25 protein-coding genes are annotated in these 25,403 nt (G+C 55.7%); 7 read left to right on the top strand and 18 right to left on the bottom strand.

Translation table 11 applies throughout. The features are described from left to right. Positions 1-9: 9 nt before the first annotated feature. The 4 genes from AC0V61_RS03280 to AC0V61_RS03295 form a co-directional block, all read right to left on the bottom strand. The gene (locus AC0V61_RS03280) at positions 10-507 is read right to left on the bottom strand and encodes an NUDIX hydrolase (RefSeq protein ID WP_486155850.1); all 498 of its coding nucleotides are present in this window, start codon (positions 505-507) and stop codon (positions 10-12) included. Then, on the bottom strand, positions 495-1,115 hold the full coding sequence (locus AC0V61_RS03285; protein WP_486155851.1) for a 6-phosphogluconolactonase: 621 nt from the start codon (positions 1,113-1,115) through the stop codon (positions 495-497). The genes AC0V61_RS03280 and AC0V61_RS03285 overlap by 13 nt, the downstream gene beginning before the upstream one ends. Before the next feature lie 110 nt (positions 1,116-1,225). Continuing rightward, positions 1,226-1,687, bottom strand: a complete 462-nt coding sequence (locus tag AC0V61_RS03290) for a Dps family protein (RefSeq protein WP_486155852.1) — start codon at positions 1,685-1,687, stop codon at positions 1,226-1,228. A 131-nt stretch (positions 1,688-1,818) separates the two neighbouring features. Continuing rightward, positions 1,819-2,382 (bottom strand): TMEM165/GDT1 family protein, encoded by a 564-nt coding sequence (locus AC0V61_RS03295; RefSeq protein WP_486155853.1) that lies wholly within the window; start codon positions 2,380-2,382, stop codon positions 1,819-1,821. A 101-nt stretch (positions 2,383-2,483) separates the two neighbouring features. On the opposite strand from AC0V61_RS03295, the gene AC0V61_RS03300 reads away from it, so the two are divergent. From AC0V61_RS03300 to AC0V61_RS03320, 5 genes are all read left to right on the top strand, one after another. Continuing rightward, on the top strand, positions 2,484-3,278 hold the full coding sequence (locus AC0V61_RS03300) for an SDR family oxidoreductase (protein ID WP_486155854.1): 795 nt from the start codon (positions 2,484-2,486) through the stop codon (positions 3,276-3,278). After that, positions 3,275-4,483 carry an acyl-CoA dehydrogenase family protein gene (locus AC0V61_RS03305; protein WP_486155855.1) on the top strand — a complete coding sequence of 403 codons (1,209 nt, stop codon included), beginning with the start codon at positions 3,275-3,277 and terminating at the stop codon, positions 4,481-4,483. The genes AC0V61_RS03300 and AC0V61_RS03305 overlap by 4 nt, the downstream gene beginning before the upstream one ends. A gap of 4 nt (positions 4,484-4,487) precedes the next feature. Beyond that, on the top strand, positions 4,488-5,213 hold the full coding sequence (locus AC0V61_RS03310) for an acyl-CoA dehydrogenase family protein (protein WP_486155856.1): 726 nt from the start codon (positions 4,488-4,490) through the stop codon (positions 5,211-5,213). Further along, the gene (locus tag AC0V61_RS03315) at positions 5,210-5,584 is read left to right on the top strand and encodes an acyl-CoA dehydrogenase family protein (protein ID WP_486155857.1); all 375 of its coding nucleotides are present in this window, start codon (positions 5,210-5,212) and stop codon (positions 5,582-5,584) included. The genes AC0V61_RS03310 and AC0V61_RS03315 overlap by 4 nt, the downstream gene beginning before the upstream one ends. 155 nt (positions 5,585-5,739) lie before the next feature. Next, on the top strand, positions 5,740-7,923 hold the full coding sequence (locus AC0V61_RS03320; RefSeq protein ID WP_486155858.1) for a methyl-accepting chemotaxis protein: 2,184 nt from the start codon (positions 5,740-5,742) through the stop codon (positions 7,921-7,923). Positions 7,924-7,992: 69 nt separating this feature from the next. Here AC0V61_RS03320 and AC0V61_RS03325 read toward each other — a convergent pair whose 3' ends face one another. The 13 genes from AC0V61_RS03325 to AC0V61_RS03385 are packed head-to-tail and all read right to left on the bottom strand — an operon-like array spanning position 7,993 to position 21,828. Beyond that, positions 7,993-8,643, bottom strand: a complete 651-nt coding sequence (locus AC0V61_RS03325) for a hypothetical protein (RefSeq protein ID WP_486155859.1) — start codon at positions 8,641-8,643, stop codon at positions 7,993-7,995. 8 nt (positions 8,644-8,651) lie between these two features. Next, entirely contained in the window at positions 8,652-10,316 is a 1,665-nt protein-coding gene (locus AC0V61_RS03330; protein WP_486155860.1) for a hypothetical protein, read from the bottom strand. Next, complete coding sequence (locus tag AC0V61_RS03335) at positions 10,309-12,687, bottom strand: glycosyltransferase family 4 protein (RefSeq protein WP_486155861.1); 2,379 nt, start codon at positions 12,685-12,687, stop codon at positions 10,309-10,311. The genes AC0V61_RS03330 and AC0V61_RS03335 overlap by 8 nt, the downstream gene beginning before the upstream one ends. 60 nt (positions 12,688-12,747) lie before the next feature. Further along, on the bottom strand, positions 12,748-13,989 hold the full coding sequence (locus AC0V61_RS03340) for a polysaccharide biosynthesis/export family protein (protein ID WP_486155862.1): 1,242 nt from the start codon (positions 13,987-13,989) through the stop codon (positions 12,748-12,750). Next, positions 13,986-15,287, bottom strand: a complete 1,302-nt coding sequence (locus AC0V61_RS03345) for a glycosyltransferase family 4 protein (protein ID WP_486155863.1) — start codon at positions 15,285-15,287, stop codon at positions 13,986-13,988. The genes AC0V61_RS03340 and AC0V61_RS03345 overlap by 4 nt, the downstream gene beginning before the upstream one ends. Then, complete coding sequence (locus AC0V61_RS03350; protein WP_486155864.1) at positions 15,280-16,521, bottom strand: ABC transporter ATP-binding protein; 1,242 nt, start codon at positions 16,519-16,521, stop codon at positions 15,280-15,282. Before AC0V61_RS03350 ends, AC0V61_RS03345 begins: the two co-directional genes overlap by 8 nt. Beyond that, the gene (locus AC0V61_RS03355; protein WP_486155865.1) at positions 16,490-16,747 is read right to left on the bottom strand and encodes an ATP-binding cassette domain-containing protein; all 258 of its coding nucleotides are present in this window, start codon (positions 16,745-16,747) and stop codon (positions 16,490-16,492) included. The genes AC0V61_RS03350 and AC0V61_RS03355 overlap by 32 nt, the downstream gene beginning before the upstream one ends. After that, positions 16,744-17,547, bottom strand: coding sequence for an ABC transporter permease (locus AC0V61_RS03360; protein ID WP_486155866.1), 804 nt, complete (start codon positions 17,545-17,547; stop codon positions 16,744-16,746). The genes AC0V61_RS03355 and AC0V61_RS03360 overlap by 4 nt, the downstream gene beginning before the upstream one ends. After that, entirely contained in the window at positions 17,547-18,089 is a 543-nt protein-coding gene (locus AC0V61_RS03365) for a KpsE/RkpR family capsule polysaccharide export protein (RefSeq protein WP_486155867.1), read from the bottom strand. The genes AC0V61_RS03360 and AC0V61_RS03365 overlap by 1 nt, the downstream gene beginning before the upstream one ends. Continuing rightward, a complete protein-coding gene (locus AC0V61_RS03370; protein WP_486155868.1) occupies positions 18,055-18,648 on the bottom strand; it encodes a hypothetical protein in 594 nt (197 codons plus the stop codon). Before AC0V61_RS03370 ends, AC0V61_RS03365 begins: the two co-directional genes overlap by 35 nt. Continuing rightward, complete coding sequence (locus AC0V61_RS03375; protein ID WP_486155869.1) at positions 18,642-19,877, bottom strand: glycosyltransferase; 1,236 nt, start codon at positions 19,875-19,877, stop codon at positions 18,642-18,644. The genes AC0V61_RS03370 and AC0V61_RS03375 overlap by 7 nt, the downstream gene beginning before the upstream one ends. Continuing rightward, the gene (locus AC0V61_RS03380; protein ID WP_486155870.1) at positions 19,874-20,680 is read right to left on the bottom strand and encodes an NTP transferase domain-containing protein; all 807 of its coding nucleotides are present in this window, start codon (positions 20,678-20,680) and stop codon (positions 19,874-19,876) included. The genes AC0V61_RS03375 and AC0V61_RS03380 overlap by 4 nt, the downstream gene beginning before the upstream one ends. Before the next feature lie 44 nt (positions 20,681-20,724). After that, the gene (locus tag AC0V61_RS03385) at positions 20,725-21,828 is read right to left on the bottom strand and encodes an inositol-3-phosphate synthase (RefSeq protein ID WP_486155871.1); all 1,104 of its coding nucleotides are present in this window, start codon (positions 21,826-21,828) and stop codon (positions 20,725-20,727) included. Positions 21,829-22,209: 381 nt separating this feature from the next. Here AC0V61_RS03385 and AC0V61_RS03390 point away from each other — a divergent pair, with 381 nt between their 5' ends. Next, the gene (locus tag AC0V61_RS03390; RefSeq protein WP_486155872.1) at positions 22,210-23,331 is read left to right on the top strand and encodes a glycosyltransferase family 4 protein; all 1,122 of its coding nucleotides are present in this window, start codon (positions 22,210-22,212) and stop codon (positions 23,329-23,331) included. Here the strand turns inward: AC0V61_RS03390 and AC0V61_RS03395 are convergent. Next, positions 23,310-24,200, bottom strand: a complete 891-nt coding sequence (locus AC0V61_RS03395) for a CDP-alcohol phosphatidyltransferase family protein (protein WP_486155873.1) — start codon at positions 24,198-24,200, stop codon at positions 23,310-23,312. The two genes, AC0V61_RS03390 and AC0V61_RS03395, sit on opposite strands and share 22 nt — an antisense overlap. Before the next feature lie 131 nt (positions 24,201-24,331). Between AC0V61_RS03395 and AC0V61_RS03400 the strand changes: the two genes are divergently transcribed. After that, complete coding sequence (locus AC0V61_RS03400; RefSeq protein ID WP_486155874.1) at positions 24,332-25,399, top strand: CDP-alcohol phosphatidyltransferase family protein; 1,068 nt, start codon at positions 24,332-24,334, stop codon at positions 25,397-25,399. The last annotated feature ends 4 nt before the right edge of the window (positions 25,400-25,403 follow it).

Raw genomic sequence — 25,403 nt, forward strand, 5'->3', positions numbered from 1 at the left:
GACACTTTCTCAGGCCTTCTTGGAGGCCTTCCACATAGCAAGGCGCTTTGGCACGTTTCGGGTGAGCAATTCGGGTAAAGCGTCAGAGGCAAAAAACCGCGCCTCCAAAATCTCGCGCCCGTCGGGTTTGGGAGTCTGCGAAACCTGAGCGGTGAAAACGTGGCTCGTGTGCGGCGAACCCGAGAGCGTCTCGTTCAAAACGCCCAGTTTCTTGAGCGCCTTCACCTCGAGGCCAACTTCTTCGCGAAGCTCGCGCCGGGCGCAGTCTTCCGGGTCCTCCCCCGCCGACATTCCGCCACCGGGCAATCCCCAGGCCTTGGGGCCATAGGAGTGCCGCAAAAGCATCACATCGCCCGCTGTATTGGTCACAATCACGCTGATCCCGGAAATGGGAACCTTGCGCCATTTGCGCCAGCGGTGGCGAACCTTGTGAGCGGCCTGCAAAGCGGAACGATGCAGCTTTGGCGGCAATACCGCTTGGGCTGTCTTCTCCATCAAGTGAAGCATGTGACCTCTTGGGTCGCAGCGCCCAAAAGCCTCGCAATAGGCAAGTCGTGTTCGCCTGCCATAGCGGCTTTGAACACGTCCAACTTATCATCACCCCGGATCACAAACATAACGCCAGCGCTGTTCAACAACGAAGGGATCGTCAAAGTAATCCGATCAAAGGGCGCTTCGGGTGGAAGTGGGTCTGGCGTGAGGCGGCGCATGGCCTTTGCGTCATCGACTTGCGGATCGGTGTTGGGAAAGAGCGAGGCGATATGTCCATCCCCGCCCATGCCCATCCAGCATAGCTCAAAATAGGGTGGCACAGCGTCTTCGCTAAGGGTCACGACCCTCGCGCCAACAGGCTCGAAGATCGCGCGGATTTTGCCAGTATTGGACGCTTCATGGTCCTCTGGCACAATGCGATCATCACCCGGCCAGACAGCAATACGCGACCAGTCGAGCGGCGCTTTCACCAACTCTTCAAAGATAGGAAATGGCGTCGAACCACCCGGCACGCTGATCGCGATTTCGTCGGCTGATGCCTCAAGCGCTGCGCCGAGTTTACCTGCAATCCACTGCGCAATCTCACCAGCGCTTTGGCCGTCTTTCAAGGTCACATTGTCCATGACCTCCACGCATAGCAAAAGGACCGCCCCCGGCTAGCCAAAATGCCAGCGGAAACGGCCCTTCGTCCTCGAAACGTGCAGGTTTTAAGCTAAGTTCCGACCCGGCTTACTCAGCCAAGCTGCGCGTTCAGGAACCAAACGCGTTCCTCTGCCTCATCGGTCCAATCATCGATCAAACCGTCGGTCGCGTTGTCGCCCGCAGCCTCTGCGACGTCTTTCATCGCTTTGAGGTTCACCACGAGGGTTTCGTTATCGTTCGCAAGCTCGCGCACCATGTCCTCTGCGCTCAGATTGGTGTTGGGTTGATCTTTGATACGAGCCTGCTCGGCAACCATACCGACCGAGGTGATGGTGTCGCCTTTGAGCTTACGCGAACGCTCACCGATCACATCGATCTGCGCGTGAATTTGTGCGGCCTGTTCGTCAAACAGCAAGTGCAGGTCGCGAAAGCGCGGACCTTTCACGTGCCAGTGAAAGTTCTTCGTTTTGATAAACAGCGCGAAGTGGTCCGCCAAGAGCTTGTTCAACTCGGCTACCATTTCAGCGCGTGCGTTGTCTTTTGAGTCGACCATGGGTGTACTCCTAATTCTCTTTGTGTGAGCGCCACATGCGTTGGTGGCCGCTCTTGCCATGACCAAGAGATAGGAAGTGCGCGAAAGAATTTCCCATTGAGTTACTCAATAGGCCTGATCGAAAAACTCCATCAGAAAAATTGGAACCGGGCGTTTAAACCAATCACCATGCCTGCGATCCCCATGCAGCCAGAAAAGACCAAACGAATGGTTCTGAGTGGAATTTTCTGCAAGGTCCTCGCACCAAGCGACCATCCCAAAATTACCGCTGCGCTGCCTGCAAGGGCCCCTCCGATAAGCGCCGTGGTGGGAAAAACGGCCCATGCCGCGAGCGCGAAGATGGCAAAGCGGGCTGCATCCTGCATCTGGCGAAATACCAGCACGGCGGCGATGGCGACATAAGAGCGAGTGGGCTCTTTCATGGGCTTCACTTTGACCGGCCATGCGAGTTCCACGGCCCCTGCAATAAGCGCGAAGGCGACCAACATCTCAGCCGCGCGCCGGGGCAAGATTTCCGCGATGGTGGAGCCCGCATAGGCCATTGCCGCTGCGGTTGCGACGGCGCAAGTGACACCGATAATGAGCAGCGGCACATTGCGGTCGAGCGCAGAGGAAAATTGCGCAATGATCAGCTGTTCGCGCCCACCAAGAGCGATGAGAAAGGTCAGGATCAAGGCAAGAAGAAACGCGTCCATGCGCGCCCTTTACCATCACATCGTTAAATTGCATCAAAGCGTGACTGGCGCACTTGCAAATTCCCGGTTAGCTTGGGCTTCAAGAGAGATTGGGAGAGAACATGAAATTGACAGGGGGAATGGCCGCGGTTGTGACCGGCGGCGCATCGGGGCTTGGCCGGGCGAGCGCTGCGGCGCTGGCGGACAAGGGCCTGAAAGTCGCAATTTTCGATATCAATGATGAGGACGGCGAGGCGCACGCCAAGGCGATTGGCGGAACCTTCCACCATGTCGACATCATGAGCGAGGAAAGCGTTGAGGCTGGTTTTGCGGCTGCGCGCGCTGCCAATGGGCAAGAGCGGGTAACGGTGCACTGCGCCATGGCATCAAAGCGCGGCAAGACCATCGGCTTTGACAAGAGCACGGGCGGCTTCAAACGGCTCTCAACCGAGGATTATGCCTTTGGCGCAGAGGGCATTCTGGTCGCAAGTTACCGCGTCGCGAGCATCTCTGCGCTTGGCATGGCGAACAGCGATCCGGTGAATGATGACGGTGAGCGCGGGTCGATCACTTTGACCGCCAGTGTTGCTGCGCAAGACGGGCAGATCGGTCAGGTGATTTACGGCTCGTGCAAGTCGGGTGTGAACGGCCTTGTCCTTCCCATGGCGCGCGATCTTATGGACTTGGGTATCAGAGTGAACTCGGTCATGCCGGGGATTTTTGCGACCCCGCTTATGCTGGGCATGAAGGATCGCAATCCGCAAATGTGGGATCAGCTGAACGCCAGCGTCCCCTTCCCCAAACGCTTGGGCGAGCCAGAGGAATTCGCCTCGCTGATCTGCGAGATTGCTGGGAACAGCTATATCAACGGCCACCAATTCCGTCTCGACGGTGCAATCAGGATGCCTCCAAAATGAACGTTGAGTTTTCACCCGAGCTCGAAGCCTTCCGCGCTGAAGTCGCTGAGTTCTTCGCAACTGCGCCGACCCCTGCGATCCGCGAGGCTGGGCGCAAGACCACAAGCGTCTTCGCCCCCTTCGATCAATGCATGGAATGGCACCAGATACTCGCCAAAAAGGGTTGGTCGGCGCCGCATTGGCCGGTTGAACATGGCGGCACGGGATGGAGCGTGGAGCAGCGTTTCATCTTTGCCGAGGAGTACCGCAAGGCTGATCTGCCCCCGCTTCTCCCGCAAAGTCTTGGCATGGTGGGGCCGCTGCTGATCGATATCGGGACCGAAGAGCAAAAGGCGAAATATCTCCCGCCAATCCTGGCTGGCTATGACTTTTGGGCGCAGGGGTATTCGGAGCCGGGGTCCGGCTCAGACCTTGCATCCCTTCAATGCCGGGCAGAGCCTGACGGCGATGATTACATCATCAACGGCTCCAAAATCTGGACCACTTACGCGCACCACGCCAACCGCATGTTTATGCTGGTGCGGACCGACAATTCGGGCAAGAAACAACAAGGCATCACCTTCCTTTTGCTTGACCGGGTTGACTATCCCGGCATGGAAATCCGCCCGATCTACGGGCTCGATGGGTTCCCTGAGCAATGCGAGGTTTTCTTTGAGGATTGTCGCGTGCCCCAATCGGGCCGTGTGGGCGCGGAGAATGACGGGTGGAGTGTTGCGAAACACCTGTTGAAGCACGAACGCGGCGGTTCTGCAGCCTCGCCAACGCTGGTGCATTACCTCGCCCGGGCAAAGGATGCAGCGGCGACAACCCCCTCCCCCTTTGGCGGAATGCTGTGCGACGATCCCGTTTTCCAGAGCGAGTTTGGCGAACTCCACGCCGATGTCGCCAGCCTTGGCCATATGGAGAAGCTTGCGATCAGCGGTCACGAAATCGCCAATGATCCGGCCTATCCATCGCTCAACAAAACGATCAATTCCGAGCTTCTACAACGCGCCTCAACCTTGATGAGCAAGGTGTCGGGCGTCGGCGGCCTTGCACGGCAATTGGAAGCTTTGCGGGTGGGCTCCAACGTTGAGCCGCAGGGGAGCGAGTTCGATCTCATCTCCATGCCGCTTTACCTCAACAGCCGCGCTGCTTCGATCTACGCGGGCTCCAACGAGGTCCAGCGCGATCTTATCTCGCGCAGCTTAGCTGCAGGAGCGTAAACCCATGGATTTCAGCTTCAGCCAAGAACAAGACATGCTGCGTGAGAGCGTCGCAAAACTCTTGGAGCGCAATTACGATTTCGACACACGCCAAGCGCTTGTGGCATCGGATGCGCCGTGGTCTTCGGACGTTTGGGCACAGTTTGCGGAACTGGGCCTCACCATGTTGCCCTTTAGCGAGGAGCATGGCGGGCTTGGCGGATCGGTTGCCGATTGCGTCGCTTTTGCCGGAACCTTCGGCGAGCATTTGGTGGTGGAGCCCTATGTCGCCTCAACCGTCCTTGCAGGCGGGGCGCTGGCCGCGAGCGGCACGCCATTGGCGCTTGAGTGGATTGAGAAACTCGCCAGCGGCGAGGCCACCCTTGCGTTTGCCTATGAAGAGGGCAATGGCACCGCGACGCCGGAACAGATCACAACGACCGCTGCATCCAATGGTGAAAGCGCGATGCTCACCGGCGAAAAGCGTCTTGTGATTGCAGGAGATGCGGCCGATGCTTTGGTCGTAGTCGCTAAGGCGACGGACACGGGCACACTCGGGCTCTACCTCGTCGAAAAGGACGCAAGCGGGCTTACCCCCGCCCTTACAAAACCATCGACGGACGCTCAGCGGCGACCATCGCATTCGACCAAGTGCCTGCCCAGGTGCTGCTCGAGGACGCAGGTGATGCGCTTGAGGCGATCCTCGCAAACGCCATCATCGTCGGGGCGGCAGAATGCCTTGGCGCGATGAAGGCGCTGCTCACCATCACCAGTGAGTATGCGATGACAAGGAAGCAATTCGGCCAACCCATCGGCATGTTCCAAGTGGTGGCGCACCGCCTTGCCGATATGAAAATCGCCTATACCAAGGCGCTTTCAACGCTCACCTACACCACTGCGCTTGCGAACTCAGGGGCGGCAAGCGCCCGCGATATCGCAACGCTCAAAGGGCAGATGGGCAAGCTTGGCCGCGAAATCGGAGAGGCGGCGATCCAAACCCATGGCGGGGTCGGCATGACCGACGAGCTTAACGTCAGCCACTACCACAAGCGCATTTTGGCGTTCGACGTGAGCTTTGGAAACTCAGCCTACCACCTACGCCGTGTGGGTCAGCTCGCCTAACATCTTAACGCCTTTCAAGGGCCGCCCCTTAGTTACTTTTGCTAGGAGCGCGCTTCAGACGATCTCAGCCGTAATCGCGATAAAAAGGCGATGGAAGGCAGTTTGTCAGAGCGCGTCCTCAACGCAAAGCCTATACCAAGGCCACGCAGAATTGGATGAGCGAGGCAATTGCCAAGACACTTTGGCATTTGGACCCTCTTTTCATGATCAAGTTCTTTGGTGACCTTAGCCTCGCGCAAAAGATCTGGATTGTCGCAAGCATTGGATTGCTGGTCTCGGTATTCTATGGCGGCACTCTGCTTTCGCGTGACCTTGCAAGGGCAAGTGAGATGTCCGAGACCCAGCAGCTTGTGGGCATGTCAGTCACTTTGGGCAACTTGGTCCACGAACAGCAAAAAGAACGCGGGGCCTCTTCTGTCTTTCTGGCAAGCCAAGGCCGGGAGTTTTCCAGGCAGTTGGATGAGCAACGCACGCTTACCGATACACGGCGCAAGGAGCTCAAGGCAGCTCTTGCAATTGTGCGAGAGAACGGAATTAGCCCTGGGCTCAATCAAAGCCTGACCAAACTGGAAACCAGCGTTGGCGGACTTGATGCCTTCCGAAATCAAGTCGATGCGCTTTCGGTAACCAGAGCGCAGCAAATCGATTTCTACACCCAAATTAACAAGCAAGCGATCTCAGTTTCAGGATTGATCGGCCAAGACGTCGCCGATGCAGAAATCGCCCGCGAACTTATGGTGTATTCGGCATTGCTCAGCGGCAAAGACCTTAACGGGATTATGCGCTCAATCGGTTCATCAGGCTTCGCCATCGGCAGCTTTGAAGGCGGGCTCGACACAAGATTGATCGAACTCGAAGCTGCGCAAGAGAGCCTCTTTGGTTACGTCTCCGAGTTCGGCTCATCACAAACGGCGGACACACTTGCGGCGATTGCCAGCTCGCCAGCTGCCGGACGCCTTGAGAATTGGCGCAAAGTGGCTTTGTCAGGCGATGAGGGACGCATTGCATCAATCTCGGCGGCCGACTGGTTCGATGCCAAAACGGAGAAAATTGGCGAACTGAAAGCTCTTGAGGATACGATGGCGCGGGCCATTCAGGCGAGCGCGAAAGCCAAGAGCGAGGCGGCACTTACCAACGCGTTTCTCGATGTTTCCGGTGTCGCCCTTGCATTGGCGATCGCCCTTGCAGCCTCGCGTTTCACCATTTCGCAAATTCGCGACAGCATCGAGCAGATCATCGAACCGCTCGACGATTTAGCCCGAGGTGAAATCGACACCCCAATCTCGCAGGTAAAATCGCTTGAGATCGGCAAAATCTCAAACGCCTTGGAGATAATGCGCAAAGCGGCCAGAGATCGACGAGAACGCGCAAAGCGCCACGAGGAAGAGATTGTTCACACGCTAGGTGAACGGCTCAATGCTATGGCGGAGGGTGATCTTGAGCGGCCGATTGAACAAAAGTTCTCTGAGCAATATGAGCCGCTGCGTAAGGACTTCAACAAAACGCAGGCCATTTTGCGCGATGTGATCAATTCAGTGGTGCGGGTTTCAAATGGAATTGGCACACAGGCCAATGAGGTGAACTCGGCTGCTGATGATCTGGCAGGACGCGCAACCCGCCAAGCATCGACGATTGAAGAGGCCGCCAAGGCTTTGCGCCAATCGGTGACTGACCTGGAAAGCAATGCCCAAAAGGCGCAATCGACAAACACAAATGTCGCAAAGGCGCGCACCACTGCGAGCGAAAACGGCAAAACGGTCGAATCTGCGGTTGAGGCGATGGGTTTGATCGAATCCTCCTTTGCCGAAATTGAGCAAATCACCCAGATGATCCAAGCCATCGCCTTCCAGACCAACATCCTTGCTTTGAACGCCGGGGTTGAGGCGACGCGAGCCGGGGAAGCGGGCAAAGGCTTTAACGTAGTGGCAACCGAGGTGCGCGCACTTGCGCAGCGTTCCTCAGAGGCTGTCACGCAAATCCAGGAACTGATGGGCAAAAGCGCAGAGCGGATTGCCGTGGGTTCTAGTCAGGTGACCGCTTCTGGCGATGCGCTTAAAGACATGATCAAAACTATCGATAGTGTCAGCGGTGATGTTGAAGAAATGGCCGAGGCGTACCTTAATCAGGCGCGCGGGCTCTCCGATATCTCAGCATCGGTTTCCGCGCTTGAGCAAGACACACAGCGCAACGCGGCAATGGCGGAGGAGTCCACTAGAGCGAGCAGCCTGTTGCATGGGCAGGTCGAACAGCTTGAGCAAGCAGCCGCCGTGTTCCAACGAAGCGGAGGCGTCATAGGCGCAGGCGAGAGTGAAGAGTTTGACCTGCGTATGTCGGCGTGATCATGATAAAGTCGGGCTAGTACCCGTTAAACCGGTGCCCCCCAAAGGCCCGAAGTAAATCCCCCTCGCTCATTCACGCAGCATACGGGAGGCGGCGAAAAAGAGGTCTTTGGCATCGGAAAAGTTCCAACCACCTGTCGAAAGCACATGGGCCAATATCGTGGCTTTTTCAGCCTTTTGGTCAGCGGGCATCGCCTTTGCTTTTGCCCTTAGTGCTTCCACTATCCGCGCTTGGTCCACCCGTGCATTGGTGTGGCCGGGGTCTTCTTTACGCGCTTTGGCAATGACCTTTGCTGCGTCAAGCAGTTCTCCTTGTCGCTCAAGCAGACTTGCAAGCAAAAGGCGGGCATCGGTCTGTTTGTCACCAAGCGCACCGGGTTCACGCAATGCGAGGCGCGCGAGCACTGTTGCGCCGGCAAGCTCATCCTGACCTGCAAGAGCATGCGCGTCGGCCAAAGCTTTACCGGGAGAGATTTCCAGCACTGACGCGTTCCCATTCTGCGCCTGCGATACCGTTGCTTCATCGTCGCCCGATAGCTGCGTTCTCACGGCATCAAGCATGGCCAGAGACCATGCAGGGTCGCTCTCCAAACGGGTAAGCACGAGCGGGAGAACGAGCTGCGCGGTCGCTATCGCTTCGGCATCGAGGGCCGACGTTGCAGAGTGGGGCGCGGATTGGGGCCCGGATTGGGGTGATGGTTGGGATTGCGGATTGGTCATATCTGCGTTCAATCGGTGTTAGTTGAATAGGCGAGCATCTCGGCCAAAAAGGCCTGAACATCGCGCTCTTCAGGAACGATGAATTCCGCCATACGGCCAGCGCTCCCGACAGTTTCAAAGTGCTTTTGCGCAACATGATAATGCGGGCGATCAAAGTAATCATCGAACAGCACCCTTGTCCCTGCTTTGGCAAAGGCCATTGAAGCAAGGAAGCAAGCAACGCGGAAACGACCATCGATCAAGACAAGATCGGGGCTGGTCAGGTTTTCGGCCTTAATCCGGGTCCAGACCGAACTGCAATATTGCGGCCAGAGCTCGACCTGGCTGCGATCGGTCGGGCGTCCCCATTCACCAGTTGGACCAATATCAACCGGATGGGCAACCAGCTTTGCCCCCTTGTTGACCTTGCGTGCCTGTACATTGGTCGCTTCGAGAAAATCCGCATCGGACTCCACCGAAATAATGGTTGAAAGCCCCAGGTTTGCTGCAAGGACCGTGCTGCCGCCTGCGCCATATTCAAGCAAGCATTGCGACGTTTCCAATCGCTCGATCAGCCTTTCAAGACCGGCGGTTTCCATATGCGGAAGCCGCTCAATCTCGGGAAACCGCTGTTGGATTTGCGCTTTGAGATCATCGCGTGGGCTCTCGCTTTGCGCTTTAGGGGCAGTGGTTTGAACTGCGGGCGCGGTGTGTGTTTGCGTGTCCACGAGATCATCCTTTTTCTCTGCAAGACTTTCCAAGGGCGGTGCACCAAATTCAACTTCGGAATTGCGGGTTGGAAGGCGCGATGGTTTTTCGCGTAAAGGTCCTGCTTGATTGTCAAAAATACGCTCGAAATCAGGTTGTTCGAGGTCAGCCATCATGGTGGGCACGCGCGGCGCGATGACCGTGCGGTTAAAACCCATGCGATCAAACTCTTCCGGCTTGCAATGCAAACCCGAGCGCCCAATCGGAAGGCCAAGATTGAACAGCGTCGCAATCCGGGCAGCGCCTTGTTTGAGCGTAGAGCACTGCTTGACGAAATCCTGGCTCGTTGCATCAGCGTTGAACCCTTTGCCCTCCAACCAGCTTTTGATTTGAGACGTGGGCCGCTCGCGATATCCGTAAGGGCGCAAGATCTCGAGATATTCATCGATCATAGGCTGGCGTTTGAACCAGAATTCGCGCGATAGGCCAAAGCCCCAATTGTGCGCCATGGGCGTGTATTGATTGAGACCGGCAAGCTGTTTTTCCGCACTCACGGTCACATTGGCAGGGTTGGCGGAAATCATGCCGACGCGCGGATCGCCTGCAAATTTATTCGCCATCATATCAATGACTTGGGCATAACCGGGAGCAAGCACCAAATCGTCTTCGCAAAACAGCACAAAGTCGAACGAACGCCGCACAAAAAGCTCGCGCTCGATAAAATCAAAGTGCAGCGCCACACCCAGGTTCTCTTCTTGCACAAACAGATTTTCGGCAGGCACAAACGCACTTGCTGCTTTGGTTAGCTGTGCATGACCCTCAGCATCGCTTTTGGCATCGCCAACGCAAAATCCATCCTGAAAAATGAATATCTCATAGGTCTCGTGCACAGGTTTGCCATCAACCACCTGATTGAGGATCGAGGGCACAACCGTTTCAAAATACTGGCTTCGATCATAGGCAACGATCGCAATCGCTTTACGCATAAAGGCCTCTCTGGCTCTGGTCTCTGAAGGCATCGAGAGTGTCGAGGCGGTCCAGCGTGAGGGCATCAGTCAAGCTTGTGAAAGCCGTTTTATCGCCGTGGCGGTGGAGGAAAAACCCGCGCACAAAATAGGTCGGCAAACCGCCATCTGGTTGGCGCAGCGCGGTGCAGGACACCTCATATTCGCGCGCAGTGTCGCTGGCAGGCAAATCGATCCAGACCCAGCGGCTTTCGTCAGGCGCAAGCACCCCTTCCTCGCTCTCGACCCCATCCTCGCCTTCACACGAGATGGTATAATCGCATCGGTTGCCCTCATCAGAGCGCAGCCTCAAAATCATTCGCAGACCTTCATGCGGTTCCTTGATTGCAAAGCGCAGGCCCCCGCTTTCATTGCGAACCCGGCAGCCGCGATCTTCGGGCCAAAACCAATCAAGGTTTGAGCGGTATTTCTCGCCCGAACTCATGCCCCGCCAGATGCGTGTGGAGGTGTTTCGGATGATCGGATGCCAAGAGCCGATATGCGCTTGGGGCGTTTCCAAACCGACAGGCGGCGCGGTTTTGGCATCTTCATCAGCGTCGATGAACGTTGCCAGCTCCTCAGTGATTTGGCCCGCAACATCGGCCCAGCGCCGCGGCGCATATTCGGCCTCAATGCGCGCCTCCATCGCCGCGCGGTGGCCTTCATCAAAGATCAACCGCTCTGCCTGAAGCGTAATTTCCTCAATCGATCCGCTGGTAAAGTAGCTCGCAAAATCTTCACCCGCCTCTGGGATCGATGCAGCATCGGACGCAAGCGGGACTTTGCCATAACACAGCGATTCCGTGACCGGCAGGCCCCACCCTTCATAGGTGCTGGGATAGACCGTGAAGCTGCACGTGCGATACAAAAGCGCAAGCTCTGCATCCGATAGTTTGGAGAGCATCACGACATGCTTTGCAAGCGCCTCATCGGTCTCAAGCCGCTCATAAATCTTGTCATTGAGCCAACCGCGATTGCCGACACAAACGAATTTCGGGACCCTTTGCGCCCCATGCTTTTCTATCAAGCGCGACCACGCCTCAAACGCCAAAAGGTGCCCTTTGCGCGATTCAATGGTGGAGACGAACAAGACAAATTCGCCCGCCTCAAGACCCCACGGCTCAAGCGCCTCTTCGTCCAGATCTTCAATCGCAGGCTTTCGAAAATCACAATTGAGCGGGATGACAGCGACGTCTTCTTCTCGAACCTCGCGGCCAAGTTCAGCGGCCACTTTGATCAGATCAGCGCGCGTCGCGTTAGAATTTGCAAAGAAGTAATCCGCATAATCGAAAACGCCAAGCACCCAGCTGATGAAATCTTGAGTGAGCTCGCGCGTGCAATGCTGCGGCGTCATGATCGGGATCATGTCATGCACAAACGGCACATAACGGATACCGTGTGTTTCCTTGGCGTGGCGCACATAGAGAAAGTAGTTTTGTATCCACCAACTCGTCCCAAGGTTCACCAGCATCGCGCCTTGAGGGAACACAAACGGGCGCGAAAGCACGAGGTGAAGGTGCAAGTCTGAGAGCGCACGCTGCCAAATGGGATCATCCATTTCACCATCGCTGGTCGCCAATTTGACAAGGCGCGCAAACACATCGAGCGGAACGCCGAGCCAATCATCACGGTTGTCGGTGAAGCAGCATAAGTGAACCGAACGGTCTGCCTCTTTCTCCAACTCTGCCGTGATCGCCTCAATTTGAACCCGCTGAATACCGGTGGGAAGGCGCGCATTGCGCCAAAATGATATGAGGTCAGAAATATCGAAGACGATTGCTGTATCCGCCTCGTTGGAGCCCACCCCTGTTTTGGGCTGGGTATTGCGCGAGACGATGGCGCGAAGCGTGGTAATGATGCCCGCTTCCTCTTCGCTTGGCGGCAGTTTGGCGATATGCGCCACGGCCTCTTCTGCATGGCCATATTCTTTCTTCGCAGCCGTATCGCGCAGCAGAGCCAACAGCTCATGCTCCTCACCAGCCGCCTTCTCACTCAGATACAACGCCGCTGCGAAATTGCGGATAGCAAGCCCCTGTTTGCCAAGCCGTTTGTAGACATGGGCCACATGTTGATAGCCATCCATATCGCTCGGATCGGTTTTGATCGCCGTCTCGTAAGCTTCGGCCGCCTCTTTCAGCTTGCCTTGCTCTTTCAACATATGGCCAAGCTGCACCCAAATCCCGGTCAGCGTTTCATCCTGATCCAACGCGTCGCAATAATGCAGTTGCGCCGTCGCCCAATCCTGACGATCACGCGCGTCGTCGGCCTTTTGGATAGCGCTTTGAATGGCAGAGGAGTGCTGTTTCCAAGGAGAAGACCCCTTGCCGAGGAGTAATTCAGTCAAATTGGCCATTTGAATGTTTCCTGTTTGCACCAGATGAAAGGAAGAGGCGAAAAACTAAAAAGCGATCAATCAGTTGTTGTTGCTCGTCGAGAGCGCGTTGGTGATACCGATGACTGAGAATGCCGCGCTTGAAATGGTTGAGACGAAACGCTGCAAATCGGAACCGGGCGCGGTTGAGACGTAAATCACGTCATCATCGTGAATGTCGAAATCCTGCATGGCAAAAAGGCTTGCAGGGTCAGACATATTGAGGCGGTAGATCACCGGCACACGGCCATCGGCAGTTGCGCGAACGCTTGCATCTAAGCCGTCGCCCAGCGCCTCGCGGTCTTCCAAGCGGAAAACAAAAACGCCTTTCACATCGGCTCTGCCATCATTGAGACCGCCAACCCGGCCAAGCGCCTCTGCCAGGGTTACGCCCGAGCCGTCAAAAGGCACCTCGGCGCTGGTGCGCACAGCTCCCAAAGCGACAAAGCTAAACGGTTGGTGAAGGACAGTGACCACATCGTCGGGAAAAAGCTGTACGTTTTGCGCAGGCTCGGCGACCACTTGCTGCAACGGCATAGCCACAACCTGCGTCCCGCGCGTGATTTGCACGATGGAGCGATCGACCGGATTGCGCGTCCCCCCCGCCGTTGCAACAGCATCAAGCAAACGTTCGCCGCGTGCGGTCAAAGGCATACGCGTGCTTTGCGTGACCTCTCCTAGAACCGTGACAGTTCGATTTTCGTTCTGGACAAGGCGTACGATTGCCTGCGGATTGTGGGCCCGGCCCCTCAGGCTGGCAACAATCTCCCGCTCGATTTCAGAGACCTTGCGCCCCACCACTTTGATAGCGCCCACAAAGGGAACACTAACTGTGCCATCATCGCTCACCATTTGTTGAGGGATGCCGGTGCGCGCAGCCAGCTCTGGTCCCGCAGCAAGGCTCAAATTGGCACCTGTCGTCCCGAAAAGCACCGCAGGCGGCGCTTCCCAGATCGCAATGTCGAGCACATCGCCATAGCCCACCAATTCGATGGAGGGCGCAGCTTGTGTAAACACTTCTGCAAATTCGGAAGCGCGGCCATATTGCTCAAGCCGGGATAGAGCGCTGCCGTCGAGTTCGACGATCTCAATCCCTTGCCCTTGATAGCTTTGCTCATCTGCCGCGCGCACATTGCCGCCAGTCGGGCCGCTTGCGCCAAGGGTGGAGCAACCTGCAAGGGTGATCGCAAGAAGTGCTGCGAGACACGCTTTCAATGTCGCGCCGCGAATGGGATCAGCGTGGGGCTGGGAGTTCATGGATTTGGTCCAGTTTTGAAAGTTCATGACAATACCCTCGCATAAAGATCATCGAGGCGTTTGCGGTAAGCGGCAGGGGAAAAGCGTTCTGCTTGGGCCTTGCCTTTTGTGACGAATTCCTGGCGAAGACCAGCATCGCCGTCCATCTGGCAAAACGCCTCTGCAATCGCTTTGGAATTGTATGGGTCCACTTGCAGCCCTGCCTCCCCGATAACCTCTGGCAATGACCCGGTGTTGGACCCAATCACGGGCGTCCCCAAAGTCATCGCCTCAAGAGCCGGCAAGCCAAACCCTTCATAAAGCGATGGGAAGAGCGCTGCTTTGGCGCCGCGGATGAGGTTGATCAAAGTGCCTTGCGGGCAATAGGAAAGCTGGATGATGCGCCGTTTTCCAGAACCTGCTTCCTCATTCACGAGGCGCAGTTCTTCTTCAGACTTCCAGGCCTGCGCGCCAACAATCACCAAAGGCGTCTCAACACCGCTGGCAAGATAGCCCTCAACCATACGGTGAATGTTCTTTTTGGGCTCAATCGATCCCCAAAAAAGGTAATAATCGCGGTATCCCACGCCAAAACCGCCTTCGACAATGCGAGCAACTTCTTCATCTGAGAATTTCATCGCATCATCGGGCAAGGCAACCGATTGATAGGTATTGGTGATCTTGTCTTCGCTGACGCCGAGCAGATCAATAATATCACGTTTGGAGCATTCGGAGACCGTCACAATGTGATCAGCACGCTCAGCGATCTGCTTCACCAGCTTCAAATAGGCCCGCTTATTATCGAGCGTCGTGTAGGGCAGACGCAGCGGCACTAAGTCATGCATCGTGTAGATGTTTCGCGCCCCCTTCACCTCGATCGGAAGGGGGTAAGTCCAATGTGCAATGTCCACCGAGCTTTTGTCAGAGGATTGGGGCATATGCACACGCGAAAACCCGCGGCCTATCGCAAAACCTGCATTGGCGCGGTGGAATAGGTCCTCGCCATTGTAAATGCGCTTGCACGTTGGCAAGGGCCCCGCAAAATTGTGCGGCACAACTTTGCCCGACAAATCCATTTCGCGCGGTGTCTGATCAAATGGACTACGCGCACCGCTTTTGACTGCCCTTAGAGCTTTGCGAAACTTTCCCTTGGGAAGCTCCACCGGATCGAAGAAAGCAATTTCGCGAAGAAGTGGATCGTCATCCTCTGCAATGCGCTGACCATAAAGGACAGAGACATCATGCCCCAAGCCTGAAACTTCTTCGCACAGGTTTCGGGCATAGGTCGCAATGCCAGTGCCCTTGGTCATCGCCAAATTGTAGCCATCGATCAGAACATTAGCCATCGCGCGCATTCCTTTGCTCGATAGCGGCCTGCGTCAAAGGCCAACCGGCAAATCCGTTGACTTCCATCAGCACAGGCCATGCATCCTGCGGCATGCTGATCCGGCGCGCCACGCTCATTGCATCTTCTGAGGCGCTGCTTGGCCGGGCCATAATGACGAGGTTCTTGACCCACACTTGGGGTTCGCCCCTTGTTTTTTGATCCAACGTCTTTTGGTCAAGCGTCTTTTGGCGTTCGCCGTCCTTACCGTGCAAGCTTGCCTCAAAGCGCGGGTCTTTGATCATACTCGCCAAAAGCGCATCACAGGTCTCGCCCGCTCGCACGAGGTCGAGCATTTCCTGATCGTCCAAATAGTCCGTTTGCCACACCGCTTTTGCAAACAGTTCCACATCGGGAATCCCAGCGGGCTGATCCTTGGCGGCGGTGCCTGTGTAATTGTGCAATGGGTAATCAAGCAAAGAGATGCGCAACTGCTTTGTGGTGTAAAGCAAGTGTGGTCTCACGTCCTGAAACGGCTCTCCCAATGCGCAGGCTGTGCGATAGGCGGCTTCGGCACGAAGAAAGGCGCCTGCTTCCTTCGCGCAGTGCCCCTTTTGCACCCAGTATGAGCGTTGATAAGGATAAAGCTGGAGCGCTTTTTCGTAGGTCGCCTCCGCCTCTTCCCACTGCTTTTGATCACGCTTCCAATCGGCATCTTGAATTAAGACCATGAAGGCATCATCGCGCACCGCCACAGAATGCGTGGTCTCAACCAGCTGCTTGCGATCTGCTGCAAGCTCTTGGCGCTTGGGCTGTTTCTTTTCACCAATCCCGATCTTCTCGCGAAAGTCGGAATAGGCCGTCTCAAAATCTGCAAATTCTTCAAGCCGGCCATCATTAAGCACCGCAAAGCGGGTGCAGTGGTCGCGCACATAGGAGGCGTCATGCGAAATGATGACCATCGCCCGGTCACCGCGATTGCCGAATAGCTCTTTATTGCAACGCTGATGGAAGCGCGCATCCCCAACCGCGCCGACCTCATCGATCAAAAAGCAATCAAACTCGATGATCATGGAAATGGCAAAGGCGAGCCTTGCGCGCATGCCCGAAGAATATGTCCGCACCTCCTCGCGCAGGTAAGGGCCAAGCTCGGCAAAATCTTCCACAAAGGCGAGGTTTTTATCGAAGTCCTGATTGTAGATGCGGCTGATGAAACGGACATTGTCAACGCCGGTAAGCGAGATCTTGAAACGCACCACCAAAGGCAAGCGGCCAAGAAACGCTCATGCTTGCATCAATGCGTCCCCTCGTCGGGAGCTCTGCGCCGCTTATCAAACGCACAAGCGTCGATTTGCCCGCGCCATTGCGGCCCAGCACACCCAGCTTCTCCCCGTGATCAAGGTCAAAGCTTATGTCATCAAGCACAAGCTTTTCGCCAAAGCGGGTCGGATAGACTTTGGATACGTTTTGGACCCTGATCATCCAGGCACCAAGCGTTTGGAGACATAGCGTGCCAGCATAAGCGCTGCGACGGCGAGAGCGAGGGTGAAGGGGATGACGTAGCCAAGATCGTATATGGCGCGCGCTTGAGAACCGAAATACCCATCGCGCACCATCTCAACGCCGTGGACCATAGGGATCCACAAGACCACCTCTTGTGCAAATGGCGGCAGAGCAGCGACAATGAAACCGGCACCAGAAAGCGGGAACAAAAGGTATGAGGCAGGGTGCCAGAATTTGTCCACCAGCTCATTGAGATAAGACAGCGAGCCAAGCGTGATCGCAAGTGATGCGCCAAAACATGAGATGATAAGCCAGCCGCCAACCACGGTAAGGAAATCCTCAGGCGGCTCCAGCCAATCAATGCTGATGAAGACCAGCGACAAAGTGAAAAACGAAATCGTCGCCCCGCCAAACTCAAGCAAGATCCGCGCAACATAGATGTCCAGCGCTTTGATATTGCGATGATACAGCAGGTTTGAATTGGCCATCAACGCGCCAATGCAACGTCCCGGCATGTTACGCCATAAGAGGACGCTGGAGTAACCGGTAAGCGCAAATGCAACAATAGGAAGCGCGCTACCGTGAACGGATTTGGTTGCGGTCCAAAGCGCGGTCACTCCAAGGGTGAAGATCATCGGCTCCACAAACAGCCACAAAAACCCGATATTATGCCGCCCATAGCGGGTCAGCGTCTCACGGATGAGCAGCGCACCGATCACTCGGCCTTGGACCCGCAAGCTTTCGCGCAAAGACGGTGTATCGATGGGTTTGGTCGCCATTAGTCGCGGTGTTCCCTCACACCAATCATCAGCATCGACAAAACGCCCCATGCCAAAAGGCCCATCACAAAGGTCGCTAAAATGCTGCGCAAACGCCGCGGTTGTTCGGGATAGTCAGGCAAGCTCGGGTTCGAAATGCGTTCAACATAGGCGCGCTTGCGCCGCGCTTCGGCCTGCGCTTCTTGCAGTGATGCCAAGGCAATCGCCAGTTGTTGCTCTGCAAATTCCGAATTGACGACAAGCTCCTGATAGGTTGCCATCGAGGCCGAAAGGGACCTTGATCCCCCGGTGAGCTCTTTGCGGGCCAATGCAATTTCTTGCTCAAGCGCGCGAACTTGTGTGCGCAAGAACGGGATTTGCGAGGCTTGCGGAGTGTAAGTCTGCAATTGGCGCAGCTGCGTTTTTGCAGCGATCAGTTCGTCTTGAAGCTTGCCAATCATCTGAAGTCCTGCAAGCGATTGCTGCTCAGGATCAACGATACCCTCAGACCCGCGAAATTGCGCCAATTCAAGCCGCGCTTTTCGAGCCAAATCGGTCGACACATCGACTTGCTCTTGTGCGACAGATAGCGAGATCCTCACGCGCTCGCTCTGACAGGCCATTCACCAGCTCTTCGGATTGAACAAGCAACCGCGAATTGATCTCTTTGGCCTCAAGCGGATCAAACGCGCTCACCCGCAAAGTCATGACTTGGCTGGAAAGGCCCTGAGCGATTGCGACTTTACCGATGAAATATTCAAACAGCTGTTCCTGACTGGTTCCGGTTAAACCGCCGAACCGATCAAAGATGAAAACACTCTCATCAGAATAGGACTTGGTCACGAACCCATCATGGTCCACCTCATCCAGAGCCCTTCGCGAGAGCACATATTGGCCAACCGAATCGTTGCCCTCAATGCCTCCACCCCCGCCAAGCCCAGCTTGCCCAAGAACCGCGCTTATCGGTGAGGCAGCCCCCTTGGATGGCTCACGCACGACAAATCGGCTCTCGGAGACATAAACATCGCTCGCGAATATCCCAAAGTACAAAATCGCAATCACCGTCGGGACAATGACCGTTACGATAAATAGGGGATTGATGAATTTCAGACGCTCTAACACTCGACTTGCATTCTCTCAGTTTGCACCTGGTTGACGCTCGGCAGGCGCTCTAACCACGGATCAATGATCGCAAAGTGGTTTTGCCAAGTGGGTGGGACAAAGCGCCCCATCATGTTGAGTTGACGATCACGTTCATGATCGGAGAAAGCGAAACGACCAATCGCCCGCTTCCACGCTTGCTCGTCTGCCACATCTAGCAGCATCGGTATGCCTTGCCCAATTTCTTGAAAACTTGGGATGTTGTTGGCGATAACCGGTGTGCCTTCTTGCAAAGCTTCAATCACCGGCAGGCCGTAGCCTTCGGCATGCGTGGGCATCAACAAAGCGCGCGCACCGCGCAGAAGACGCCCAACATGGGCATCCTTGGCAGCGGTTTCAAATCGTACCAATTCGGACAGATGCGGGCGCGCACGGAAAGCTTCAAAAATGCTGTCGCTTTGCGGGCCTTCTTGGCCAACGATGACAAGCCTTGGGCATCCGGTCCCAAACTCGCGGGCAAGATCATCCCATATCTTCAAAAGCATGCTGTAATTCTTGCGCCGTTCAATCGTACCGACACAAAGGAAATAGGGTAGCTCATCTGCCTTGGGCATTTCTGACAGATCAGGCTTGGCCAGGGCAGGTGCAGCTTTAGCACCAGACAAATCTGCCCCTGCAAGCGGAGCAATCGCGACAGGAGGGGTCTCAAACCCCCGCTTGTTTGCAAAACTCAAAAGCTCCGATTGGGTCGCCCGGGTATTCACAATTGCGCCAAAGCCATAACTCAAAAGCCCGCGAACCCGGCCAAGATGACGCTTTACCGCATGGGCGCTTGTCAAACGCGGGTGGGTTAGAGGGATGAGATCATGCAGGAAATAAACGCTGCGCAGATTGCTCTTGGCGACCCATTCGTGATGGGTGGAGAGATCAAAATCGGTGTGACTAGGGTTGATGTAGATCCGCCCGTCCCCCTTGATCCGAGAGGGCGAGCGCGCAATCGCAAGGGGCGCAAAGCGAAACAGCTTTGAGCGAAAGCGCTCCCCTGATTGGAGCAGCAGATCAAAAAGCGTATCAGAATCGCGCCTGCTAAAGACTTTCACCACACCGCGATGTTGCACCACAGCGCGCGCGCGTGTCCGAAAATGTGAGCAATAGGCCTCACACACGCGGTCAATCCCGGTGGAACGCCGTTTCGTCCAACTGCGCGATACCAGCCGCGTCACATCAAGGAGAATTTCGCCGCTCGTCATGCAGATACACCTGCATCTAATGGCCTGGCGAGAACCGCTCGATCCCAGGCGGCAAGATCATTGCCTAGCAAAGAAGGGTGTTCATCCAGAAGGCTCTCAGCCATGGCGTGGGCCTTGGGGTCATCGACATCCATCCACCAGGCGTCTTGGATATCGAAAGTCGCCGCGCGCCCGGCATTTGCAAGCCGCTGCATTCCGTCCGAAAGCGATCCAGCTTTGCCCGCATCGATCGCTTCTTGAATAGCAGCAGACAGGGCCGGAGTTGCAAGGAAAGCCCCGCAGTCGACCGCATCGTATTTGGCAATCCCTTTGCCAATGCGCGCAATTAAACCGTTATCGCCGGTCTCCACCCAAGTGGCATCGTCAGGATCAATAAGCGGGCTTTGCGTCTGCCTATCGATGGCAAGTGTCACGCCGCGGCCATCGACAGGCATTTGCGCAAGCCCGCGCAATATAGGCGTCGAAAGCAGGTGATCACACATCACAAGCAGGTAATTGCCAGGCAAAAGGCTTGCCCCTGCCATGACCGAATAACCGTTGGGCTTTTCCCAATCAGCGACCCTGGTGGTTACAATTTCAACATCGATCTCGCCGCCAATTCTTGCACGAAGATCGGCCAAGGCCTCCTCGATGAGAGCGGCCTGATAGCCTGTTACCACAACCACGCGGGTGACGCCCGCACTTGCAAGCTGGCGAACAGCGACCTCAAGCAAGGTCACACCGTTTACCAGCGCAAGCGGCTTTGAGGGGAAAAGGCTGCGCAGCCTACTTCCAAAGCCCGCAGCAAGAATGAGACCGTCCATCGTCGATCCTCTTGTGTTGCTTGTTTAGCGCAATGCGCGAGGGATCATTCAGCCGCTTCGGGGAGGCTGGTCTGATATTGGTCGAGCAGGCTGTTCGCCACGTCCTCTGGGATCTGTTCTGGCGGGTGCTTGCAATAATAAGCCGATGGCAGCGTCAACGCACCGCTCTCCCCGCGATCAAGGGCTTGCTTACAAAAACGGATGGCATCAACCACGCAGGCCGCAGCATTAGGGCTGTCTTCGACCGAAAGCCTCAGCTCAAGGTTCATCGGGACATCGCCCCACTGCGTGCCCTCGACGCGCAGGAAGCAGACTTTATTGTCCTTTTGCCAGGCCACATATTCCGAGGGACCAATGAGAATATTCTCATCTTCCAAGCGCTTAGCCAACGCGGCCTGTACGGCCATTGTTTTCGATTCTTTTTTGGCGCCAAGCCGCTCCCGGTCGAGCATATTCATGAAATCGGTATTGCCGCCAGTGTTGAGCTGATAGGTGCGCTCAATGGCTGCCCCGCGCGCTGCAAAGAGACTTGAAAGCGCGCGGTGGACGATAGTTGCGCCAACTTGCGCTTTGATATCATCGCCCACAATCGGCAGGCCCTTTGCTTTAAAGCGCGCCTCCCAGCTTTCGTCGCTGGCGATGAATACCGGGATGGAATTGACCACTGCGCAACCGGCCTCAAGCGCACATTCCATGTAAAACTCGGTCGCCTTTTGCGAGCCTACCGGCAAGAAATTGACCAAGACATCAGCGCGCGCATCGCGAAGAGCGGCGACGATTTCATCTTTGGAAAGAGGCGGAGCGCCATCAGTCAACATAAAGCCACGCTCGCCAGCGTTGACCATATGATCGGCAACACCATCCAGAGCGGGCCCACGCAAAACCTTCGCGTCGGTTGGCTCCATGTCAGGCTGAAAAACTGTGGTGTTATTGGGGGCGGCAAATATCGCCTCGGTCAGGTCTTTGCCAACCTTCCTGTCATCAACATCTATGCCGAGCACGAATTCGATATCGGAGACAGTATAGCCCCCGACGATCTCTCGTATCAGTCCATTTGTTGATTGGTTCTTGCTGTAAAACGCCACTCCTTGGATGAGGGAGCTGGCGCAATTTCCGACACCGACGACTGCGACTCTAATCGAATGCATTGTAATTCCTAGAACACCCTGTGATCGCGCCCGCTTTTGCGGACTCTTTCCATGCCCCCTCCCCTAGGTAGTTGCTGAAAAATACGGTCTGAACCCAAAACACCCTGTCAGACCGCAGCAAAAAGTTGGCATCCCCACGAGGCCAGGTCAGTTTGCAAGAACCAGTATTACCTGACTTGTGCGTCCCACATAATGTGCGCTTGCACAACCATAAAAACATCAATTTGGGTGAAACTCCCATAACCCTGATGCATTTTTAGCAACACTATACCTTGCGTTTAATTGCGCATAAGTGCAGCAAAACTGCGGAATTGCCCTATGTAGAGCGATGCCAAATGTCAGCATATTTGCTCATCAACCAATGAATTGGATTGCACCAAAGTGACAGTTGTTTGCATTGATTGCAGATATATTGGGAGCAAGCCCAGCGGAATTGGTGAGGTCACTTGGGGACTCGTCAGGCATTTACCTGCAATAGCGCCCGATCTAGACTTTCTATTCTTAAGGAGCGTTCATCGTACAGAAAGGTTGAGCGCGGCCGAAAACGTTTGCGAGGTAACAATATCCGCGCCTGCGAACAGCCCTCAAACCCTTTGGTGGCTGCCTCGGATAGTTGATCTGGGACCGGTCGATTTGTTCCATGCGCCCTTCAACATCCTGCCATCGGGCCTTTCTATGAAAACCGTCACCACGGTGCACGATATCATGTGGCTGACCAACCCTGAATGGTGCAATCCCGGCATTTATGGCCACATCGAAAGACGCTTTTACGCCAATGGCATCAACCGGGCGCTTAATCGCTCAGATGCAATCGCCACGGTCTCTGCTGCGACGAGGTCTGAGATCTTGCAAAGACATCCGGATGCTAGCGATCGCATTCACGTCACGCAGTCAGGCGTCTCGCCGGAGTTTTCCAGGGTTACCCGCGATGAAAAGCTGTTGGCGGCCGTCGGTTTGGCGCAGGGCCAAAAATTCATCCTCACCACCGGACAATTTGCGCCTTACAAAAACCATGAAGGGGCGCTCACTGGTTTTGCGAAGGCATTGGGACACCGCGATGACATCAGCCTTGTAATGGTTCAGCGCCGGAACTCGCAATCAGGCGATTTGCGCGCGCTTGCAAGGAAGCTGGGGATTGGGGATCGGGTGATTTTCACAGGGCCCGTTTCCTTTGCGACACTGCTCCAATTGTATTCAGCCGCGGCGGCTCTTCTCCACCCGTCCTTTTGCGAAGGTTTCGGCAACCCTGTCGCCGAGGCAATGGCCTGCGGATGCCCCGTAATCACCAGCAATGTAAGCGCTATGCCAGAGGTAGCAGGGGGTGCTGCCCTGCTCGTTGACCCGCACGACATTGACGATATCGCCGCAGCATTGGGGAGAATTGTCGCCGATGAGCCATTCGCGGAAACTCTTAGCCAAAAGGGACTGGCGCGGGCAAAGGAGCTGTCATGGGAGCAGTTCGCGCGCGATAATCTGGCGATCTATCGCAAGCTTTTGGCCTGATCCTGAATACGCTTTGTTGCTTTGCTTGCGGTGATGATCGAGACAAAAAGCACAATCGTCAGACCAATCGCTTCAAAGATAAAAAAGTACAACGGAGAGCCTGCCAGCATTGATATGCCGAGCGCGATGGTGCGGTAATTGGCGCTTAAAAGGTAGGTTGAGGCGAGGACGGGCTTGGTTTCTTGCCGGATTATGCCGCGCAAAGCCTCGTAATCATTGCCTGACGCTTCAACCAATCCATCGACCTCGCGCCCTCCCGGGGCCAGAAGCTTGGCCAAGTTCACATAATAGCTTTCAAAAAAACCGATAATGCCGGTTTGTTTTTCGCCAGCCTTCGCCGACACCCTCAGCCACCGCGTGCCATAAACCCAGTGCTGATACTGGCGTCGCTGAACTTCGTAATGGGCAGCCTGAACTATGCGTCCCATCCCTGCTGCCAAAGCGAATGCAAAAGCCGCAAGCGCCCCGATTTGCGCGGTGAGCATGAACGCCAAGGACACATATAAGATGATGTGCCCCACATAATCGCAAATGCCATCGACCACTTCGCCATAGGGGCTGGCACAATTGGTAAGCCGCGCAAGATCGCCATCCGCGCCGTCGAAGACATGCCAGCTCATATGCAGCCCAAGGCCCACCAGCAGCACCAACCAGCCTTCAGCAAAATTGTAAGCGAGAGCAGCCAATACGATCATCAAACCGCCAACTACAGAGACCATATTGGGCGTAATCGGCGTATGCACGAGGCCTTTGGCAAGGCGCATGGAAAGCGGGTGATAGACCCGGCCATTGAGCCAGTCTTCAAGCTCGCGCGGGCGACCTTGAGCGGTTACTCCCGCGTCGGCTGTGTCTTCTTCACATACGCCCATTGTTTACGCGATTGGTCCTTCTCGAAGGCTTGGCCTTATGTGCAGTCTTGTGTGCATTCTTGTTTCTGCTTAGGCCTGTCATACGCCTTCGAATTTACATCTCAACGTCAAGTCCCGAAAGCTCACTCGCAATGGCAAAAGCCGTTCTGCTATTCACCAGCAACGCGCACGCCAACCATTTGGTTGCTGGTATCCCGGCGGCGGTGCGGGCAGCGGTGATCGTACACAAAAGCGAAGAACTGGGAAGCAGCGATGTGGTCATCGTGGCGGTTCCGGGCGGATGGAAAGCTTCAACCTGGGCAAAATCCGAATTCGCAAGGCTTTTGCCTGATGTAAGGGTTGCGCTTGGCGACCCAAGCGAAGGCGATCTGCCAGCGCATAGCCCCATTCTGGACGGAATATCTGTGCTGTGCGGAGAGCCGGTGGTGCTGACCAATGAGGAGGCCATGGCGCATTGGCTTGATGACAAGAGAAAGGCCAGCGGCAATACCCGCCTGCTCAACAAAATCGGTTCGGACATCGTCAACGCCACCGGCAAACCATCTGATGGGCTGGTGTCGCGCTATCTCAACCGGCCCATCTCGCGCGCCATGTCTAAGGTCTTGTTGAAGATACCCGGCATCACGCCATTCCACGCGACTATCCTAGCCGCTCTTACAGGAGCGATCATGGCAATTTGCCTTTTGTTTGGAGGTGCCGCTGGTCTGATAGCGGGCGCAATCTTGTTCCATGCAGCGTCCGTGATTGACGGGGTCGACGGTGAAATTGCGCGGGCGACCAAGCGTTCATCGGAATTTGGTGCCAAGCTCGACACGATTGTCGATGGCATCACCAACCTTGCGTTCCTGTCGCTCGCCTCACTTAATCTGTGGTGGCAGGGCGAAGTGGATGCTGCGACCTATGGGGCAATTGGCCTTGGCCTGCTTTCGATAGGCCTGACAGCGTTAGGGCTAAGATCCATCGCCATGGGTGGGCCTTTCACTTTTGACGCGGTCAAAAACAATTTCAATTCAAAGCCTTCTAAGATCAAGAATACTCTTGCTGCCATCACTTCACGCGATGTCTATGCCGCCGTTTTCGCGCTCACCTTTGCGCTTGGGTTTGGCAAATGGATGCTCTTGATTTTCGCTCTTGCAGCAGGGATTTGGCTGGTCACGGTTTTGACCGTTCTGGGAACGACAAGCGCAAGACAATCCTAACTAA

The sequence above is a fragment of the Erythrobacter sp. JB1-4 genome, assembly GCF_057365025.1.